This is a genomic window from Paenibacillus algorifonticola (genome assembly GCF_000971975.1).
In the GTDB taxonomy this organism is placed as follows: domain Bacteria; phylum Bacillota; class Bacilli; order Paenibacillales; family Paenibacillaceae; genus Pristimantibacillus; species Pristimantibacillus algorifonticola.
In genome coordinates this window covers 94,487-114,819 of record NZ_LAQO01000001.1, presented here as the reverse complement: position 1 = coordinate 114,819, position 20,333 = coordinate 94,487, and the positions used below count along the sequence as shown (strand labels likewise).

17 protein-coding genes and 1 other RNA gene are annotated in these 20,333 nt (G+C 49.3%); 14 read left to right on the top strand and 4 right to left on the bottom strand.

Annotated features, from left to right (window positions below):
* The first annotated feature begins 22 nt into the window (after positions 1–22).
* From rpoD to WH37_RS07255, 6 genes are all read left to right on the top strand, one after another.
* Complete coding sequence (gene rpoD / locus WH37_RS07275; protein ID WP_046229898.1) at positions 23–1,159, top strand: RNA polymerase sigma factor RpoD; 1,137 nt, start codon at positions 23–25, stop codon at positions 1,157–1,159.
* Between the two features lie 150 nt (positions 1,160–1,309).
* On the top strand, positions 1,310–2,155 hold the full coding sequence (locus tag WH37_RS07270; RefSeq protein WP_046229897.1) for a hypothetical protein: 846 nt from the start codon (positions 1,310–1,312) through the stop codon (positions 2,153–2,155).
* Positions 2,155–2,943, top strand: a complete 789-nt coding sequence (locus WH37_RS07265; protein WP_046229896.1) for a tRNA (adenine(22)-N(1))-methyltransferase — start codon at positions 2,155–2,157, stop codon at positions 2,941–2,943. The genes WH37_RS07270 and WH37_RS07265 overlap by 1 nt, the downstream gene beginning before the upstream one ends.
* Positions 2,910–4,031 carry a Nif3-like dinuclear metal center hexameric protein gene (locus tag WH37_RS07260; protein WP_046229895.1) on the top strand — a complete coding sequence of 374 codons (1,122 nt, stop codon included), beginning with the start codon at positions 2,910–2,912 and terminating at the stop codon, positions 4,029–4,031. Before WH37_RS07265 ends, WH37_RS07260 begins: the two co-directional genes overlap by 34 nt.
* Positions 4,032–4,105: 74 nt before the next feature.
* Positions 4,106–4,512, top strand: an RNA gene (rnpB, locus tag WH37_RS33475) — RNase P RNA component class A.
* A gap of 115 nt (positions 4,513–4,627) precedes the next feature.
* On the top strand, positions 4,628–5,053 hold the full coding sequence (locus tag WH37_RS07255; RefSeq protein ID WP_046229894.1) for a DUF488 family protein, N3 subclade: 426 nt from the start codon (positions 4,628–4,630) through the stop codon (positions 5,051–5,053).
* Positions 5,054–5,179: 126 nt separating this feature from the next.
* Here the strand turns inward: WH37_RS07255 and WH37_RS07250 are convergent, their stop codons facing one another.
* Positions 5,180–7,060 (bottom strand): S8 family peptidase, encoded by a 1,881-nt coding sequence (locus WH37_RS07250; protein WP_046229893.1) that lies wholly within the window; start codon positions 7,058–7,060, stop codon positions 5,180–5,182.
* Between the two features lie 207 nt (positions 7,061–7,267).
* Here WH37_RS07250 and WH37_RS07245 point away from each other — a divergent pair, with 207 nt between their 5' ends.
* From WH37_RS07245 to WH37_RS07235, 3 genes are all read left to right on the top strand, one after another.
* Positions 7,268–7,768: a YpuI family protein gene (locus WH37_RS07245; RefSeq protein ID WP_046229892.1), complete on the top strand. Its 501-nt coding sequence runs from the start codon at positions 7,268–7,270 to the stop codon at positions 7,766–7,768.
* A gap of 54 nt (positions 7,769–7,822) precedes the next feature.
* Entirely contained in the window at positions 7,823–8,032 is a 210-nt protein-coding gene (locus WH37_RS07240) for a DUF1540 domain-containing protein (RefSeq protein ID WP_046229891.1), read from the top strand.
* An 87-nt stretch (positions 8,033–8,119) separates the two neighbouring features.
* Positions 8,120–8,569: a hypothetical protein gene (locus tag WH37_RS07235; RefSeq protein ID WP_052736861.1), complete on the top strand. Its 450-nt coding sequence runs from the start codon at positions 8,120–8,122 to the stop codon at positions 8,567–8,569.
* 91 nt (positions 8,570–8,660) lie between these two features.
* Here the strand turns inward: WH37_RS07235 and WH37_RS07230 are convergent, their stop codons facing one another.
* Positions 8,661–9,290, bottom strand: a complete 630-nt coding sequence (locus WH37_RS07230) for a GTP pyrophosphokinase (RefSeq protein ID WP_414811822.1) — start codon at positions 9,288–9,290, stop codon at positions 8,661–8,663.
* 174 nt (positions 9,291–9,464) lie between these two features.
* Here WH37_RS07230 and WH37_RS07225 point away from each other — a divergent pair, with 174 nt between their 5' ends.
* On the top strand, positions 9,465–10,253 hold the full coding sequence (locus WH37_RS07225) for an ABC transporter ATP-binding protein (protein ID WP_177217904.1): 789 nt from the start codon (positions 9,465–9,467) through the stop codon (positions 10,251–10,253).
* A complete protein-coding gene (locus WH37_RS07220) occupies positions 10,250–12,553 on the top strand; it encodes a poly(ethylene terephthalate) hydrolase family protein (RefSeq protein ID WP_052736860.1) in 2,304 nt (767 codons plus the stop codon). Before WH37_RS07225 ends, WH37_RS07220 begins: the two co-directional genes overlap by 4 nt.
* A 59-nt stretch (positions 12,554–12,612) precedes the next feature.
* Here the strand turns inward: WH37_RS07220 and WH37_RS07215 are convergent, their stop codons facing one another.
* On the bottom strand, positions 12,613–13,314 hold the full coding sequence (locus tag WH37_RS07215; protein WP_046229889.1) for a queuosine precursor transporter: 702 nt from the start codon (positions 13,312–13,314) through the stop codon (positions 12,613–12,615).
* Positions 13,315–13,505: 191 nt separating this feature from the next.
* Here WH37_RS07215 and helD point away from each other — a divergent pair, with 191 nt between their 5' ends.
* Entirely contained in the window at positions 13,506–15,845 is a 2,340-nt protein-coding gene (gene helD, locus WH37_RS07210) for an RNA polymerase recycling motor HelD (protein ID WP_046230293.1), read from the top strand.
* Between the two features lie 47 nt (positions 15,846–15,892).
* Here the strand turns inward: helD and WH37_RS07205 are convergent, their stop codons facing one another.
* Positions 15,893–16,789 carry a helix-turn-helix domain-containing protein gene (locus WH37_RS07205; protein WP_046229888.1) on the bottom strand — a complete coding sequence of 299 codons (897 nt, stop codon included), beginning with the start codon at positions 16,787–16,789 and terminating at the stop codon, positions 15,893–15,895.
* Positions 16,790–18,032: 1,243 nt separating this feature from the next.
* On the opposite strand from WH37_RS07205, the gene WH37_RS07200 reads away from it, so the two are divergent.
* Together WH37_RS07200 and glgD are read left to right on the top strand one after the other, a co-directional pair.
* On the top strand, positions 18,033–19,199 hold the full coding sequence (locus tag WH37_RS07200) for a glucose-1-phosphate adenylyltransferase (protein WP_046230292.1): 1,167 nt from the start codon (positions 18,033–18,035) through the stop codon (positions 19,197–19,199).
* Entirely contained in the window at positions 19,196–20,305 is a 1,110-nt protein-coding gene (gene glgD, locus WH37_RS07195; protein WP_046229887.1) for a glucose-1-phosphate adenylyltransferase subunit GlgD, read from the top strand. Before WH37_RS07200 ends, glgD begins: the two co-directional genes overlap by 4 nt.
* Positions 20,306–20,333 lie beyond the last annotated feature (28 nt).

Sequence of the window (20,333 nt, the reverse complement as noted above, 5' to 3'; positions counted from 1 at the left end):
CTAGGGAGGAGGGAGTCGGAATATGGCGAATGATCAGCATACTGGATTGGAAGCTGAACAAAAGCTGGATCAAGTCAAAGACCAGCTGATTGAACAGGGTAAGAAGAGATCCTCCCTAACTTATAAAGAGATTATGGAGAAATTATCGCCTTTCGACCAGGATCCGGAGCAGATTGACGAGTTTTTCGAGCAGCTGGATGATCAAGGGATTGAGGTTCTCAACGAAAATGATGAGGAGCGTCATAATCCGCTTGATAATCGTGGAGAAGAGCAGGAAAGAGAACAGGACGACTTTAATTTTGATGATGATTTGGCGCTTCCGCCAGGCATTAAAATTAATGACCCTGTCCGCATGTACTTAAAAGAAATCGGACGCGTGCCGCTGCTTTCTGCTGATGATGAAATTGAACTCGCACGCAGAATCGAGAACGGCGACGAAGAAGCTAAGCGCAGACTGGCTGAAGCGAATCTTCGTCTCGTGGTCAGTATTGCCAAGCGTTATGTTGGACGCGGCATGCTGTTTCTCGACTTGATTCAAGAGGGCAATATGGGTCTGATTAAAGCGGTTGAGAAGTTTGACCATCTGAAGGGCTTTAAATTCAGTACGTATGCGACATGGTGGATTCGTCAAGCGATTACTCGGGCGATTGCCGATCAGGCGCGGACGATCCGGATTCCGGTTCATATGGTGGAAACAATCAACAAGCTGATTAGAGTATCGCGTCAATTGCTGCAAGAATTGGGCCGCGAGCCATCACCGGAAGAAATTGCTGCCGAGATGGAGCTGAGCACGGAAAAAGTTCGGGAAATTATGAAGATCGCACAGGAACCCGTATCGCTTGAGACGCCGATTGGCGAAGAGGACGATTCCCATCTTGGCGATTTCATTGAAGATCAGGAGGCTCTTGCTCCTGCGGATGCAGCTGCTTATGAGCTGCTGAAGGAACAGCTTGAGGATGTACTCGATACGCTTACCGAGCGTGAAGAGAACGTATTGCGCCTGCGTTTCGGTCTTGATGACGGACGTACAAGAACGCTGGAAGAAGTGGGCAAAGTGTTTGGCGTAACTCGCGAGCGGATACGGCAAATTGAGGCGAAGGCTCTTCGCAAATTGCGTCATCCGAGCCGCAGCAAACGCTTGAAGGATTTTCTCGAATAAATCGTGTTTTAGAACGGTAGGCAGGTTTTACAACGCGATATAGGCTATAATGTTTTACCAGATCAGACCTTTCTGCATGAACGAGCAGCAAGGTCTTTTTTTTCAAAATACAATATGGTATAAAGTTCCCTTGAAAGGAATAAGCCCGGGATGAATGAAGAGCGTCGGCAGACCATTGTTAAAGAGATCGATTATTGGAGCAGAAGCAAGCTTCTGCCGCAGCAGTATTGTGATTTCCTGCTTAATTTATATGTGGATCCCGATCAAGAGGAAGATCCTAAAAGAAGGCAAGCTTCTTCACGCGGAATCGGTAAGGCGGTCATGGCCGTTGGGCAGGCATCGGGAAAACAATGGCTCCTTACTTTTGGGTTTTTTACCTTAATTTCCTTGGTTGTGCTTTATTTTAACGCTTTTCATCCTTTATTGCAAATAGGGGTCGTCGCTGCGGCAGTCGTCATTTCACTCATTATTTCCCAGCGGGTACGCAAACGAAATGAAGCTACTGGCCTTGTGATAGGCGGGGTAGGCATGCTGCTCATGCTTGGGGCAGGAATGTACATACTAAAATTCCATGGCGTCGAGGAATGGTACTGGCAGGCTAGCCTGCTCGGCTTCTGTTCTGTTTTCTGGATCGTCTATGGCATTAGCGCTCGCATTCATATTTTGCATTTATGCGGTTGGGTTGCTTCCCTGCTTGTATATGCATGGCTGCTGTCACGTTTGACTGACTCTCCGGCATGGTACGGCATTCAGCTTTATTGGCTGCCGCTGTCGGGATTGTTTGGCTGGGCCAGCTGGTTTGTGCATCAATGGTCGAAGCCAGTGTCGGCCGTATTGTTCGTAACATGCGCCTTGGTATGGTTTATGCCGGAGCTGTATACGATGCTGTTTACGATGGAAAATGATTGGCTGCAATTGCAGCTGCTTATTAAAATCGCTTTAGGCGGCGTATTATTGTTCGCGATGAGAAAAAAATGGATAGTGTGGGTTGCTTAATGTTGAAACTTTCTAACCGATTACAAACGATTGCGGGTTATGTAACAGCGGGCTCGCGTATAGCTGATATTGGATCAGATCATGCGCAGCTGCCTGTTTATTTGCTGCAAGCGGGAATAGTGCCTTCAGCCATTGCCGGAGAACTGAATAAGGGTCCGTTTGATGCGGCTCGCAGGCAGGGAGCGGCTGTAGGGCTGCTGCATAAGCTCGATGTTCGCCAAGGAGACGGCTTGTCCGTTATCCAGCCGCTGGAGGTTGACACGGTAACAATTGCGGGCATGGGCGGCGCATTAATGAGTGATATTTTGGAGGCTGGGTATCAGACTGGCAAGCTCGAAGGCGTCAAAGAGCTGGTGCTGCAGCCCAATGTTGGCGAGGACAGGGTAAGAAGCTGGCTGCTTGAGCATGGCTGGTCGCTGCTTGCCGAAACGATTATGGAGGAAGACGGAAAGATTTACGAGGTTCTCCATGCTCAGAAGCAAAGCGAGCAGGAGAGCAAGGAGCATAGCGCTAAAGTTTATGACACGTCCTTACTGCCGGTTTCCTTGCCTGAGGAGATTCGTTTTGCTCTACTGGTGCGGATGGGGCCTTTTTTGCTGCGCAAGCCGATTCCCGTTTTCCATCAAAAATGGCAGGCGGAGCTTGAAAAGCTGGACCGTGTTTGCCAAAGCCTGTCCCTTTCAGAGCAGCCGGAAGCAGCCGGAAAGCTGGCGCAGCTGCGTCATGAAATGACGATTATGAAGGAGGTGCTCGCATGCTTGCCAATGGACACACCGTCGTCCAAATAATGGAGCAGCTGGCTCCAAAGCATTATGCGGTAGAAAATGATAAAATCGGGCTGCAGCTAGGAACGCTGGGTAAGCCCATTAGCCATATTCTCGTTGCTCTCGACGTGACGGATGAGGTCGTGGACGAAGCGATTGCCGCTGGCGCAGAGCTGCTTATTGCCCATCATGCGATTATTTTTCGCCCGCTCTCGAAGCTTGATACGTCTACGCCTGCAGGCAAGCTTTATGAGAAGCTGATCAAAAATGATATTGCCGTGTATATCGCTCATACCAATTTGGATGTTACAGACGGCGGCATTAACGATTGGATGGCCGATCTGGTTGGCATCAAGCCGGAAGGGCGTGTATGTCTGGAGGAAGTACATACGGACCAATTGAACAAGCTCGTTGTGTTTGTGCCTAAAGGATATGAGGAAAAGGTGCTGGAAGCGATCTGGAGCGCAGGAGGCGGCCAGATTGGCGATTACAGCCGCTGCAGCTTTATGATTGAAGGGACGGGAACGTTTCTGCCTGGGGAAGGAACGACGCCATACATTGGGGCTCCTGGCAAGCTGGAAAGAACAGCGGAGGTCCGTCTTGAGGTCGTTGTCCCTGACAGCTTGAAGCGCAAAGCCGTACAAGCGATGCTGAAAGCCCATCCTTACGATGAGGTTGCTTATGACTTGTACGAAATCGACTTAACCGGCCGTTCAGTTGGACTTGGCAGAGCGGGCAAGCTGAGCGAGCCTGTAACGCTGGCTGAGCTTACAGAGCGCGTGAAGCAAGTTTTCGAGGTGCCCGTTGTTCGTGTAGTAGGTGATGCTGACCGTGTAGTGCGGAAGGTGGCTGTGCTGGGCGGTTCAGGGGCGCGCTACGTTCGCCATGCGATTTTTGCCGGTGCTGATGTGCTCATTACGGGCGATATTGACTATCATACTGCTCATGATGCACTCGCCGCGGGCATCGCTATTATTGACCCCGGCCATAATGTAGAAAAAATTATGAAGCAGCGTACAGCCGATTGGCTTAATGTGCAGCTTCAGTCGCGCAAATCGGATACGAAGGCGCTCGCCTCAGCTATCCATACCGAGCCTTTTACATTTGTATAAAGACAAGCAGCAACTTGGAAATGATTAAAGCTTGAGCTTTCGGTCAATACCTTGTATACTTGTTGATGCACCGGAAAGTTTGACAGACAATCGCTGGCGGCCTTGTTGCCGCGAGAGGAAAGTCCGGGCTCCACAAGGCAGGATGCTGGATAACGTCCAGTCAGCGCGAGCTGAAGGATAGTGCCACAGAAATGGACCGCCGATGGCTGGCTTCATGCCAGCACAGGCAAGGGTGGAACCGTGGTGTAAGAGACCACGAGGAGTACAGGTGACTGTATTCCTGGTAAACCCCATCTGGAGCAAGACCGAGAGGACGTTGCAGCTTCGAGCTGCGGCCTTAGCCTGAGGCACGTCCGGGTTGGTTGCTGAAGCCGCTTAGCAATAGGCGGCGTAGATAGATGATTGTCGCTTTCTTAGTGGGAGGGTCGTCACCGTTTGGACCACTGAAAGTACAGAACCCGGCTTACGGCAAACTTTCCGCAACGAACTTAAATGAACAATTCATCATTTGCGATTATAGAGATGATAGTGGACGTTCCTTCGGGAGCTAACGGCCCTGCATCTCTTTTTTGCATTCCCATAGGAGGTTGGTTCACATGCTGCCTTCAGGCAAGTTATATACGAGCAATTTAAATGGCTTGAAAAAAATAAATTTCGAAGCGAAAAAGCTGATGATTACGCGCGCGGAGATGGCTATTGAGGATGTGGCCATGTGCCAAGCATTGGCACCGTCGCAGGAATTATTCCAATTTTCACTTGATGGAAGAAAAGAAGATGCTGATTTCGCATGGTGGCCGAAATATGAAGAGCGTTTTGTAGCGGAGCTGCAATTTGATCGCAAGCTTGAGGCGCTTCGCCAAGTTTACCGCATGCTGCTGGAGGGCAGCCATGTGGTTCTGGTCTGTTTTTGCCATGACCATCGTTATTGTCATCGCCGTCTGGTTGGCGAATTTTTTGAGCCATACGGGGTGAAGGCGGAGGAGCTTAATCCAATTTTAATCGAGCAGATGAAGCTGTTTTAGCGTTGTTTGTTCTTCATATGAAAAAAGCACGGCAGGAAGCGATGGAGCTGCTTCAAGGCCATGCTTTTTTTTGCTCAGTAGCATCTGCTTAGAACTCTCATATGACCATTTAACGCTCCCGGCGCCTTATTTCTCGTATTTGCGCGTAATGGAATTCAGACGGTTTTTCGTCTTGTCTGGGTACGTCTGGAGCGCAGTATTAAAGTTCATGGCCGCTTTGAGCGCACGGTCAACGTCAATTTCACCGTAGCCAAAATAAACATCCTTGCCGGGATCGCCCAGATCGACGGCCGATTTGCGCATAATTTCCATCACTTCCTCATTCGTCAAATCCGGATTGACGGAGCGAATTAACCCAGCAAGCGCCGCTACATGCGGACTTGCCATCGAGGTGCCGGAGAGCGCCGCATATTGGCCGCCAGGGTATGTGCTGGCAATGCTGTCTCCCGGTGCAGCCACATCAATATAGTCGCCATAGTTGGAAAAAGAAGCTTTCTTCTGCGCGGAATCCGTTGCTGCAACGGCGAATACTTCCGGGTAAGCAGCCGGATAGCCTGGCCGATCCGTATTGTCATTGCCGCTGGCGGCGATGAGCACTACGTCATGATCGTACGCATATTTAATCGCATCATGCAGAAAATCAGCCTGTGCATAGTTGCCGAGGCTCATATTAATGACCTTGGCGCCGTGATCGGTCGCCCAGATCAAGCCTTGGGCAACGGAATAGGTTGAGCCTGCGCCGCTGCTGTCAAGCACCTTGATTGGCATCACTTTGTTGTACCAGGACAGGCCAGCAACGCCTTCGCCATTATTGACGGACGCCCCGATGATGCCAGCTACATGCGTGCCGTGACCCACATCATCATCCGGGTCGGCCTCGCTGTCGACAATGTTGGTGCCATCAAGCAATTTGCCCTTTAGGTCCGGATGATCCAGTTGAACGCCGGTATCCAGCACCGCTACGACGATTTGCTCATTACCCTTGGACAGCTTCCAGCCTTTCTCGGTTTCGATTGAAGGCAAATTCCATTGGTATTTGGCGTACAGCGCATCATTCGGAATGACGGCCCCGCTATCGTCGGCATCATTTGTTTCATTCGTCATATATAAATAGTGGGGCTCCACATATTCCGTTTTCCAGGAGCGGCTGAAATATTCCTTCATTTGCTTCGCTTCCATGTTCTCGGAACGGAATACGTAAGTGTTGTCAATCTGGTTGATCTGATTAACGGAAGTGGCATTAATGGCCCGTTTCATTTTTTGAAGCTGATCATCCGTTATCTTCTCGGCAAAATGAACGACAACGTCTTTCACATGGTAATGGCTGGCGTTGCCGTTATCTTCTCCCGTCTGAACGGTCGTATCTCGGTTCGTGTTCGGGATAACCGATTCAATGCGATAGTTGCCTTCGTTCGGATAGGGAACGAGCCGTAAATTACGCTTTTGGTGGAGCTCCACCTGCGTAACAATGTCCTGCTTAATAACGCCGACGACGCCCATGCCGCGATATTTCTGATGGGGAACGCCGAGCACGATGAACCGGCTGCCACTCTCATTTACAAACGGCTTGGATTCGTAGGTTTTGCCCTGCTTGACAGCCGCCGCTGCCGCTTCTACTTCACTTCTGCCGGAGTTTGAAGGAATGGCCCCGCGCTGTACGCTTCGCTCGCCGTTCATTAAGCGGATGTAGGACATATGCTTATGCATGTTCATCATGCTGGTGACGTGCTTGGTCGACACTGTTTTTCCAGTTTTCCTGGTTTTCCCGGCTTGGCTCGTATCCATCAGCTTATAAAATTCTTTGGTGCATTCGGAGACGCACAGAAAAGAAGTAGCCTCCATATCCCGATTAAGCGTGCGCAGCTTATGCTGCTTCTCCTGATCGGCGGACAAGCTTTTGACAGGTGCAGCAGGCTTTTTGCCTTGAGGAAGAAACAAAGGTGCAGTCGGAATCAGCAGCGTCGCCGCTACAAGCACGGTAAAGACGCCGATCCATTTCTTTTTCATTTGCGCAAACCTCCATTAAATGACAGCTGGAATAACAGCATGAATCTGTTTGATGTATAGGTTCGCTTTAAAATCCAGAAAATATGCGGCACAATCAGCGTTTCTCCAGTACCATCTGCAAGTAATTTGTGGTACTATGTTGATGCCTAGAGTTTTATGATCTTGCAACGTTTAAGCTTGTTTGGATTGAAGAAAGGGGAACTACCTATGCCAGCGACTAATGTCAAACCACTTAGTGAGACAACCCGTATTAAACTAAAAGAAGCCGTGAATCAATTGGAGCCATTTTTGAATCACTATTCGCTCGTACAACTGAATGCGGAGCAAAGCAGTGACGAGGCGCAAAATTTTTACAAAGGCCTGCTATCCGATTTGAGACATTTGTTGGTGTTTTCTGAAGTCTCGGTTGAAAAGCTGGGAGTATTGCTCAGACGCCCCAATTTTGATAACGATTTTGCAGAACGTGCCTTGTATGAAGTGTACCACCAATGTGTAAATGCCTTCTTCTATCCAAAAAATGAATGTTATTCCGAAGATGGCCGCTACGCATACACAGGCCAAGATGCGATTCGCTTCTTGTTCAAGCCTGTTCGTGAAGCACGCGACATCGTCTTGTCGGTATCCAAAATTTACGAAGAGCTGCGCGATGAGCTTGCGTATTACGAATCAGACTACATGACCCAGCGTCGGATGCAGGGGCAAAAATAAGGCAGAATGAATCACCTCCGTTCAGGGAAACTTGATAGCGGAGGTGATTTTTTTATGCCAAAAGGCGTATCATGCAGCGTAGCTAATTGCACGTTTTGGTCAGAAGGAAATAACTGTGGCGCCGATTCCATTGCGATTGATATCGACCAGCATGCAAGTACAGACTTTGGAACTGAATTTGCCTCAGGGGAGCTTGGCTTGCAGCATCAGGATCAGGCGACAAAGTCGTCGGCTACCTGCTGCCATACCTTTAAAGCGCGCTAAGCAGCAGGAGGTTGGCCGTCAGATGCAGAAGGCGAGACTGAAGGGGCTTCAAGCGAAGGACAAAGCTTAAAGTGGAGGTGATCCCAAGTGGAACGCTGGGATGAAACGGAAAGCAGCAGTCATGGGGAGAAGGAGCAAAACCACGAAGCAGCATTGGAAGAGCGTCATCATAGAGCATTGTTATCCGATGAAGAAATAGACCGTACAAGCAGCAACATCAATGAAGAAATGGCGGGGGAGTTTACCGCCGGGGCACCCGTTCCCGTATCTTATGTACCGCGCAGCGAAAGCAAAAGGGAAGACAAGGATGCGGTGAGGGACGACACCGGAGGCGTAGCGCTGGGCTGGGTCGGATTGGTGTTCGCGATTGCTTCCTGGTTTCTATGGCCTGCGCTAATGGGCGCAGCCGCAGCAGTACTCGGTTTTATCGCGTACCGTCAAGGGGCGAAGGGGCTTGGCTCGTGGGCCATCACGATTGGCCTGATCGCCTTTGCGCTGGCCGTTGTGATTATCCCGTTGTACCGTGCGCTAATCTAATTAAAATTAAATCATTCAACCGAACCATTATCTTCTTGAAAAAAGCCTCCGGCATTCCGCTTATACAGCGGCGCCGGAGGCTTATTTGCGATTATTCTACCGCGTATTCGCGGTGCTTAAGTACCTCTTGATTCAGAGCGAGCATGCGCTTATCGAGCAAATTGATCATGTCGGCGGATTCTTTCAGCTGCTGTTGAATTTCCGGTGGAATGCCTTCATTATATTTGTAATAAATTTTGTGCTCCAGACTGGCCCAGAAATCCATCGCGCTCGTACGGATTTGAATTTCAACAAGCACATTTTCAATACGGTTCGTCAGGAAAACAGGGATTTCAACGATGAGATGCAGGCTCTTATAGCCATTTGGCTTCGGATTGAGAACATAATCTTTCACTTCAACAACTTTAACGTCGGTTTGCTGGCTGATCATTTCCAGTATTTGGTAAATATCAGTGGAAAAAGAACAGATGACCCGTACGCCAGCAATATCGCGAATATGCTCTTTCGCATTTTCCAAATTAATATCCATATTTTTGCGGCGGAGCTTGTCCATGACGCTTTCGGGATTTTTAATTCGCGTTTTGACATGCTCAATCGGGTTGTAGTCATGAATAAATTGAAATTCCTCGTTTAAAATATTCAGCTTCGTCTCCACCTCATCCAAGGCGAATTTATACGTTAAAAAAAAGTGCGCCCATTGCTTCATCATATCTCGCTGCATGCGATCCATCACTCCTAATATCATTCTTGCTGCTATTATTGTACCATGTTCCCGTCCACATTGCTCATTTCGGGGGTGGAGGCATAGCGGCATCCCAGCAGGCGGGTGCTGCGGAAGGATTGAATGTTAGGGTTAATTTACATATAATTTAGACAGCATGGGAGGATGAGAGCAATGATCATAGATATTCATAACGTAACTTGGGAACGGGAAGAAAAGGTCGTCCTTCAGGGGATTGATTGGCAGGTTGAAGCGGGTCAGCACTGGTGCTTGTTAGGACTTAACGGCTCCGGGAAGACGACGCTTTTAAATATGATTAACGGCTATATTTGGCCAACGACAGGGTCTGTATCTGTGCTGGGACATAAATTTGGCGAATACGATTTGCGTGAGCTGCGCAAAAGCATAGGCTGGGTCAGCACATCGCTTCAGCAGAAGCTGTACGGTCAGGATACCGCCTTCAAAATCGTCTTAAGCGGAAAATTTGCTACGATCGGGCTGTATGATCAAGCGCTGCAGGAGGATGAGGAGCAGGCAATTTCGCTGATGCGCAATCTTGGCTGCGAAGTATTGCTGAACCGGACGTACAGCACGCTCTCGCAAGGTGAGCGCCAGCGGGTGCTTATTGCAAGGGCGCTGATGGCTGCGCCTAAGCTGCTTATTTTGGACGAGCCTTGTACCGGGCTTGATGTGTTTGCGAGAGAACAGCTGCTGGAGATGATCAATCAGGTGGCACAGCAGCCGGATGCGCCGACTATTATATATGTGACCCATCATGTGGAGGAAATTTTGCCTTGCTTTAATCAAACGCTGCTGATTAAGGAAGGCCGGGTTTTTGAGGTCGGGGACACTAGCAAGGTGCTGTCATCGGAGCGCATGAGCGACTTTTTTGGCGTGCCTGTGGAGATAGAACAGCGCGAGAACCGCAATTGGCTTTTTATAAAGGCAGCTGAGAGCAAGTGAATACCGAATTGGAGCCATTAGGCTTTGTGCCGCCTCCGAAGCTTCCCAGAGGGCAGCGGTTGGCCCAGTGGTTAAAGGCGCGGATGCAGCAGCGGCTCTCCTATGACAGGCCGCTCTTCTACCATGGCTCCGCAGGTCTGCTGATCGCGGGAACGCTTGCAATGGTGCTAGTTGCGCTAGGCATGCCGACGGGACTTGGGGCGCTTGTGGACATCGGCGGTTTTGTGTCGCTAAATACGGTGGCCTTGTATGCAGCTGCGCAGCTATGCTCGGTGCTGCTAACGCTTGTGTTTGTGCCGGTTCCCCGCTTGTTTGCCGGTTTTTTCTTATATGTGGGGTTTGAAGCTTATTTTATTTTTTATTATTCGGAATTTGGCGTACTCATGGCGGCGCTGTTTGCGGTGGCGTATGCGATTTGTGGCGCGATTGCCGGCATGCTGCTCGGGCAAATACTGAGGCTGCGCGGCAGAGGGCTCGCCATAGCAGGCATTATTGTGGCAGGAGTATTATTTGTAAACTTTGCAGCGAATCAATTACGTGGAGCTTCTGATGATGCAGCGCCTGCGGAAGGCATGGATTCACGCCATTCATCTGCCGATGGGGCCACGGATATGAGCCTGGAAGATGGGGCGCAGATTGCGTTTATTGACGCAGAAAATCCGGCATTGCCGGGCAGCTACAGCTATCGGGCCTTTACTTACGGCAGCGGGAGCGACAAGCAGCGCGGCGAATATGGGGAGCAGACGGAGCTGTTAACGTCCTCCGTGGATGCATCGGCTTATATTAAAAAGTGGGCGTGGCTCAAACAAAAGTTTTGGGGCTTTGACCAAAGCGAGCTTCCTTTAAACGCAAGAGTATGGATGCCGGAAGGGGATGGAGCATTCCCGCTTGTGCTCATGGTGCATGGCAATCATTTAATGGAGGAGTTTTCGGATGCCGGCTATGCCTATTTGGGCGAGCTGCTTGCGAGCCGGGGCTTTATCGCTATATCGGTAGATGAAAACTTTCTTAATTATTCGGTCTGGTCGGGCATCCCCGAGCAGGATATGAAAATGCGGGCATGGATCTTGCTGAAGCATATTCAGCAAATCCAGTCATTCAGCACGATGGCGGATAATCCCTTTTACAGCAAAGTGGATTTTTCCAAGGTCTCTTTAATTGGCCATTCACGCGGTGGCCAAGCGGTAGCGATGGCAGTGGATTACAAACGATGGTTTGCAGAGGATGAAGGGCTTTCCAGCATGGCTCAGATCGATTTTGCATCTGTTGTGGCTCTAGCACCGACGGATAAGGAGGTAGACAAGACCTCGGCGCGGCTTAAAGATGTCAGTTATTTGACGCTGCAAGGTGCAAGGGACGGCGACGTCAACAGCTTTTACGGGGACAGGCAGTATATTCGGACCAGCTTTACACCGGGCTCGCCGTATTTTAAAGCTTCGCTGTATTTGTCCGAGGCGAACCACAGCCGCTTTAATTCCGATTGGGGCATGATGGATGAGCGGGTTCCCGGTGGCCTGTTTCTTAATCAGCAGCATATGATGACGCAGGCGGAGCAGCAGCAGGCAGCTAAAGTGTATGTCTCGGCTTTTCTGGAAGCAACGCTGCATGGCAACGATATTTATAAGCCATTGTTCGAAAATAACAAAGCGTCGCCGGATTGGCTCCCCACCTCCAGCGACTATGTGAGCCGGTACGAGGATGCTTCCTTCCTCGCGGCAGCGCGTTATGAAGAGGATGTGAACAAGCTGACGCTGCCAAGCGGCGGCAAGCTGAGCGCCGAAGGCTTCAAGGTATGGGAGGAGTCGGAAGCAAAGGACCGCGACAATCGCAATAAGGGCTCGCGCGGCGCTGTGCTGGAATGGGATGCTGCTGCCTCGTATACGTTGGAGCTTGCAGCGACGTATAGCGAGGCCATCGTTTCCAAGGGGCTGGAAACGTTTAGCTTTTCGATGGAAAATACGGGAGAGGAAGCTAGGGATGCTGCGGCAGCTGCGCCTCAAATTGAGCTGGAGCTTGTGCCTGCACAGGGACAGACGGTGCGTTTGCCATTATCCAGCTTTAACGATATTCCGCTGCCGTTCGAAACGCAATTTACAATTGTCCCTTGGCTGGAGAAGCGGCTTAAAGAGGGGAAATATAAGGAGAGCATTGAATCGGTGTTTCAGACCTACAGCTTGCCGCTGGCACGGTTTGCCGAGGCAGGCAGCTGGCCATCCGGGACGAAAATAACGCGGATAACGTTTTATTTTTCCGGGGAGCCTGGGCGGGTGATGCTGGATGACATCGGATTTTATAAATAAAATAAGGCTATAAATAAATAACCTCCCGGCAGAAGGGAGGTTATTCGTACAGTTATGGACTAAATTGATTCTTTGTTGAACGTGAAGCTTCGCGCTGCATATAGAAACGGCGTCGAGCAGACGGACACCAGAAACTTAATGACATAGGTAGACAGGAAGATCGACATCCATACATCGAACTCATATTCGGTCGCAAAGGCGATCGTGCAAAAGATGAGCGTATCGACGAATTGGCTGACAATCGTACTGCCGTTATTGCGAATCCACAGCTGATTGCGGGCTGGAAACAGCCGCTTGAGCAGCGTGTAAATTTTCACATCAAGAAATTGGCTGACAAAATAGGCGCATAGGCTGCCAAGTGCAATTTGCGGCAGCATGCCGAATATGCTCTGAAGCGCTGCTTGCGCCTCCAGACCTGGCTCGGCTGGATTAAATAGAAGCGCCATCTGCATAATAATGGTTGAGGCAATTAAGGTGAAGAACCCGAACCATACGGCTTTTTTGGCATCGGCCTCGCCATATTTCTCGTTGAGCAGGTCGGACGCCAAATAGATGGTGCCATACATCGTATTGCCAAGCGTAATGACGATGGCCAGCGTACCGATTTGCAAATCAACCGTTTTGACGACTTGAATATTGGCGATAACGGTTGCCATGCCGATCCAGGCATAGACGCCGACTTTGCCGAATAATCGGTAGGAAATGAGAAACAGCGTGAAGTGGGCGAGCATAAAAATGACGCCGAACCACAAGTTGAACATGCGAAAAAAACCTCCTAGTTTTGATAACGCGGGAGTTTACGAACCGCGGCTTGCTTTGCTGCGATGCAGCATGTATGATTATATTTCTGCCTTTGCCATTATAATCGCTTGTTTTAGGGCGGGCAATGTTTATTTGTGATTTTTACTTTTGGGGAAGTACTACATTTATATATAAAGGAGCGTGACCTATGATGCCGAATTCTGAGCTTGAACAAGAACAGCTGCGAGTTAATCGGGTGACGAAGTGGGTCAAGGAGCAAATCGAAGGCTTGCAGGATCAGGCGGGAGAGCTTCGCGAGGATATTGTAGATATTCGTAAAAATTTCTGGGATGACGTAACCGTCAACTTTGAGGATTCTGCTGAATCTGCGGAGACGCATGCGAGCTTGAAGCAGCAGGCGGAATTACTGTCAGAACGGGAGCGGACGCGCCGCGTAGCGATGGAGCAGCTGGGTCTGCTGAAGAAGCTGGCACAGTCGCCTTATTTCGGGCGCATTGATTTTGTAGAGGATGGCGAGAGCCGCGAGGCGATTGAACCGATTTATTTGGGAGTGGGTTCCCTGCTCGACGAAAGCGGAGCCAACTATTTAATTTATGACTGGCGCGCGCCTATATCCGGCCTGTATTACGATTATTCACCAGGACCTGCAAAGTATGAGACGCCTAGTGGACAAATTTCCGGAGAAATGACGCTGAAGCGCCAGTATATTATTCGCCAGGGTGAAATTGAAGGCATGTTCGACACCGGAGTAACGATCGGCGATGAAATACTGCAAGCGGTGCTAGGCAAGCAGTCAGATTCGCAAATGAAAAGCATTGTGGCGACGATTCAACGCGAGCAAAACCAAATTATCCGCAATGAGCGCGCTCGCCTTCTGCTCGTTCAGGGAGCGGCGGGCAGCGGTAAAACTTCAGCGGCCTTGCAGCGGGTGGCGTATTTGCTCTATCGCTATCGCGGTACATTGAATGCTGACCAAATCGTACTTTTTTCGCCAAATCCGATGTTTAACAGCTATGTCGCAACCGTACTGCCGGAGCTTGGCGAGCAAAATATGCAGCAGACGACGTATCAGCAGTATTTGGAGCACCGCCTTGTTCAAACCTTTGATCTGGAGGACCCTTTCTCCCAGCTGGAGTATACGCTCTCTGCCGCTCATGGCAGCGAATATGATGCACGCATCGAAGGGATTCGCTATAAATCAAGCCTCGCTTTTATTGGGCTTATTGACCGGTATGCCGCTTCACTCGGCGAGAAGGGCTTGCGCTTTCGGGCGATGAAGTTCCGCGGCCGCACCTTAATTACAGCCGAGGCGATACACGAGCATTTTTACAGCCATAATCGTTCTTATCCGATTCCGAACCGACTGCGTATGACTGCTGAGTGGCTGCTCAAGGAGCTGACCCGCCTCGGGCGCGAGGAGCGGGGCAAGCGCTGGGTAGAAGAAGAGATGGAGCTGCTGGATAACGAAACGTATAATACGGTTTACAGCGAGCTGCTGGACAAGGAAGGGTTTACGCAAAATTCCTTCGATGATCATAAGCGGGAGAGCGACCGTCTGGCAGCGATCATTGTACAGGAGCGCTTTAAGCGCCTGCGCAGCCGGGTTAAACGGCTTAAGTTTCTGGATATGCCGGAGGTGTATCGCCAGCTGTTTCATGAAACAAATGAGCAGGAGGGCGAATATCCGCAGCTTTGGGCTGCGATCTGCGAAGGCACGGCTGAGAAGCTGGCGCGGAAGGAATTATTTTACGAGGATGCTACCCCTTATTTATATTTGAAGGAGCTGCTTGAGGGCTTCCAGACGAATACGTCGGTTAAGCATTTGTTCGTCGATGAAGCGCAGGATTATTCGCCGTTCCAATTTCATTATTTAAAGAAAATTTTCCCGAGCTGCAAAATTACGGCGCTTGGCGATTTGAACCAGTCGATTTTCGCCCATGCCGTAGTCGGTGACAGCTTTCATGCATTATCGGGCATGTATGAGGAGCAGGAAACCGAGCGTGTCGTATTGGAGCGCAGCTATCGCTCCACCCGCCAAATCTCCGAGTTTACAAGCAGCTTTATCGCAGGCGGAGAGCGGATTATTCCGTTTAACCGGAGCGGCCCATGGCCGACGATTACACCTATTGCCGACGAGGAAGAGCTTGCGAAGCGAATTGCCCAGCGAATCGAAGAGCTCAAGAAACAGGGCAATAGCTCGATTGCCGTTATTGGCAAGACAGCGGAGGAGAGCAGGCTGGCCTTTGAAGCATTGTCGGCCATCGTGCCGGATATTCATTTGATCGCCAAAGAAACGTCGACGTTCGAGCAGGGGGTTGTCGTTATTCCTTCCTATTTGGCGAAAGGCGTGGAGTTTGACGCTGTTATTTTGTATAATGCTTCAAGCTTAGTATATGGACGGGAAGACGAGCGCAAGCTGTTTTATACGGCCTGTACGAGAGCGATGCACGAGCTGCATTTGTATTACTTGGGCGAGCCGACAAGCTTTCTGGAAAAAGCGCAGCTTGCCGAGCCGCTTAAAAACATTTAAAAACATATAGAATGCAAATAAGGGATGGTCCCCGTCAGGACCATCCCTTATTTGCGTATTTTTTGCCAAATCTCCAAGTAGTCGATCCTCAGCTCAGAGGCAATCAGTTCAGCAGTGAGCCGCTGGGGCATTTTTATTTTTCCATTGCGCAGCTTGGAAATCGTCTGGATGGAAATACCGGTGGCAGCCGCAAGCTGGCCTGCGCTTATGTCGCGTTTTGCCATCCAGATTTTCAGCCTCATGCCGGAATCGATATACTCATGCGTGTTAATAGGCTGCAAATCCAGCACGATAAAGGCGAATTCCTTAATTCGTCCAAACCCGTCGAAGATAGGAGTGAAAGTTACCTTTACTTCAAGCTCTACGCCATTCACTTTGGATGTTTTTACAGTGATATGGTTTGTTTTTTTATATTTTCGCGTTTCCTCCAAAATATGGAGCAGGCGAAGATGCTCGTTTTCGGCTATAATCTCCAGAAAAGATTCTCCATTCAAATGGCCGTCGGCTAGCAAATAGGCCGGGAAAGGGTCTTTCAAAAATTGCACCTGATAGTTGGCGTCGAGAATGCCGCTGAACAGCACGGTATTCATCTCGAATTGTCGTTCAATCCAGTGATGGGAGCTCAAATCATGCAATATAATGAGCGATAGTGCCTGGCGCTCTTCGTTAAGCATGTTCAGGTTATTATGCTCGACCATGACAGGCGTTCCTCCCGGCTTGCAGGTGTGGAGCAGTCCTTCCCGCTTTGTACTGGGCTTGAAGTGCTTGAGCGACCAGTTCTCAAGCAGCTCGCCTACCGGCTTGTCTATCAAATATCCATATTCCAGGCCGGTTAGGCGAATGAAGGCTTCATTGACATCCATTATGAAGCCATAATGCTTTACAGATCGGATAATAGCAGCAGGACTGTCCATCATTTGAAACACTCTTTCAAAAACCGTCAATCGTTTTCGCTCCTTTGAGCCAGCAGTGCGGCAATTATGTAAGGTATTTTTAAAATATAAGAAAGGATATTCTAACGCTATCCTTTCTCTATATTTCTCGGAATGAAACGCGCCGCGCCGCCAAAGGACGGCGACAACCGTTTCACCTTGAATTAGCGTTTAATTAATTAAACTCGAAAGCCTGGCAGGCATATAGCTAGCGGATAGAAGGAAATCCGTCCGATTACTACAGCTTATCGGGCGCTCAGCGCGCTTTCTAACTTGTTGCGTTCCTTGTTAAAATAATCAATAAATAGGGATATATTTTAACAGGCTTGATTCCGGAGGAGATACACCATGAATAATGAATGCACCATTGAGAACTGCACCAAACCTGTCAAAGCCAGAGAACTATGCTCCATGCACCATCAGCGTCTTATGCGTCATGGCGATCCTCTCACCATCCGGCCTCGTAGAACGAAAATTGTAACAAACTGTAAATGGATTAATTGTACAAAAAGCGCGAGTACGAAGGGATACTGCTCTAAACATTATTACATTCATCGCGTAACCCGTACAGTATAATAAATACATATTCATCTTCTATCAGTCAGTAAATCAGCAATTTAAGGTTTCATTTGGCTATGAAAGATGTATAATATAACTAGCTGCAAGATGGGGCCCTTGGCCCCATTTACCTCGAAAATAATCAGGCAACAGTCGCTTTTATCCAATTTAAAAGGAAGGAGCAGACCTTGTCAATCACAGCATTCCAACTGCAGGATGATTATCCCCACTACATCTTTATTTCACTCAATGACAGGACCACCGCTAATGTAGAACGCTCGCACACGAATTTATCACGACTAAGCGGCTCTATGCTTCACGCTCATTCTAGCTTCATAGTTTCTCAGCTAACGGACGGAAGCTCTTTTCCAGTTCTATTCTGGCATTTATTCATATTGCCGGACAATCTGTCATATCATGATTATGATGTGGCAAGGGTTTGTTGTTAAAGCCAACTACTCCAAAATGCTGCTCCAACTATCAAATCGGAGTGCCAGAGCCGGGTTGTTACCGCTCTTTCATAGACGACAAGTCATATAAATCCGGGACTCGGGGATAAGGCAGAAGCCTTATTTCGTCAGCGGTACGATTGCTGGGCACGGCTGCAAATGTTGCATCTCATCACATTTTCCCCCGCTCTCGCCTTGCTCTCTCATCTAGGTTCTGGGGGACACTCATGAATAAGGAGTTGGTGTCCATGGCTCGTAAAGAAATGTTGGCAATGCTGCTTGCAGGGGGTGAAGGAAAACGTCTTGGAGTGCTCACGAAGGATTTGGCCAAGCCGGCCGTTTATTTCGGCGGGAAATATCGGATTATTGATTTTACATTAAGCAATTGCACGCATTCGGGAATCGATACAGTAGGTGTATTGACGCAGTATCAGCCGTTTGAGCTCAATCGTTATTTGGGCATTGGAACGCCTTGGGGCCTCGATCGCAGTGACGGAGGCATGGCTATTCTTCCTCCGCATGTGAAACAGAAGGGCGGCGTCTGGTACAAGGGCACGGCCAACGCGATCTATCAGAATATGGAGTTTATTGAGCGATATAATCCAAGCTATGTCTTGGTCATTTCCGGCGATCATATTTATACGATGGACTACGATCTGATGCTTCAGCATCATAAGCGGTGCGGGGCGGATGTAACGATAGCAGGTATAGAAGTAGATTGGAAGGAAGCCAGCCGCTTCGGTGTCATGCATGTCGATGATGAAGACCGCATAACTGCATTTGAGGAAAAACCTGCGAAGCCTACCAGCAATATCGCCTCGATGGGCGTGTACATTTTCACATGGTCTGTATTGCAAAAATATTTAATTTATGACGAGGCGAACCGCCAGTCCAGCAATGATTTTGGCAAAGACATTATCCCGGCTATGATGCGGGATGGCCTCATCGTCAGCGCTTATTCGTTCCGCGGCTACTGGAAGGATGTCGGAACGATCGAAAGCCTGTGGGAGGCGAATATGGATTTGCTCGCAGAGGAGCCTTCGCTTGATTTATCGGATACAGATTGGCGCATCTATTCCGTCAATCCCAATCGGCCGGCGCAATACGTAGCGGCGGGCGCTCAAGTGATATCGTCTATGGTGACGGAGGGCTGCGTCGTGGAAGGGCGGGTAGATCGTTCGGTTCTCTTCTATGGCGTACAGATGGAGAAGGACAGCGAGGTTAGCGAGTCCGTCATTATGCCGAATGTGCGGATTGGTGAAGGGGCGCGTGTTTATCGGGCGATTATCGGCGAAGGCGCTGTAATCGAAGACGGCGTGCAGATTGGCGATCCGGAGGATGAGGCGATTACCGTCGTAGCTGTCGGACAGTTTGTTGCGAATGATCACGTACTGCTGGAGGTGGAGCCATCATGAGCAATCGGATAATGGGCGTTATCAATTTAATCCACGAGACGGACGAGTTGGAGCATTTAACACAGAGTCGCTGTCTCGCGACCGTGCCGTTTGGCGCACGCTATAGGCTCATTGATTTTATTTTGTCCAGCATGGTGAACTCCGGCATTAACAAGGTAGCGGTATTCGCGCATACGAAATATCGCTCGCTTATGGATCATCTTGGTTCAGGAAAGTATTGGGATTTGAATAATCGTCAGAGCGGCTTGTTTATTTTGCCGCCGGCTACGGATGATTTGCAGGAAATCAGCCGTGGCGATTTATACCATTTTTATCAAAACCGCGACTATTTCAACCGCTCAACGCTGGAGTATGTTGTAATTACGCGCAGCCATATGGTATGCAATATTGATTTCAATCCGATTATTGACGAGCATGAGGCACGTGGGGCGGATATTACAATCGTGTGCAAGAAGCAGCATGATCTGGCTGGCAAGGCGCGCAAGGTCAAGATGAGCAGCGATGGCCGAATTACATCGATTCAGGAAAACTATGGGCGTATGCTGAGCGATATTTCCTCTATGGAAATGTATGTGATGAAAAAAGATTTGCTCATGGAAATCGTAGAAACCTCGCTCGCTCAGGGGCAGGATCATCTCGTACGCCATGCGATTTTCTCCCGCTTGAACAAGCTGCGGGTTTACGGACATTTATACGATGGTTATTTGGGCGTAGTCAATACGCTTGAAAGCTATTTTTCCAATAGCATGAATCTGCTTTGCCCTGAAGTGTGGAAAGAGCTGTTTTTCCAGCCGGGCACCATTTTCACGAAGGTTAAGGACGAACCGCCGGCGAGGTATTTGGAATCTTCCAAAGTTAATAATTCATTAATCGCCAATGGCTGCAGGATTGAAGGGACGGTTGAGAACAGCATTTTGTTCCGGGGCGTCCATATTGGCAAAGGGGCAGTCATTCGCAACAGCATCATTATGCAAAATGGCATTATCGGCGAAAATAGCCTCATTCAGCATAGCATTTTGGATAAGGATGTACGAGTCGATTGCAACCGGGATATAAGAGGCGCAGAAAGGCTGCCTTTTCTGGCAGGCAAGCGAAAGACGATCTAACTAAATAAATAGGCAGGCATGAGGCTGG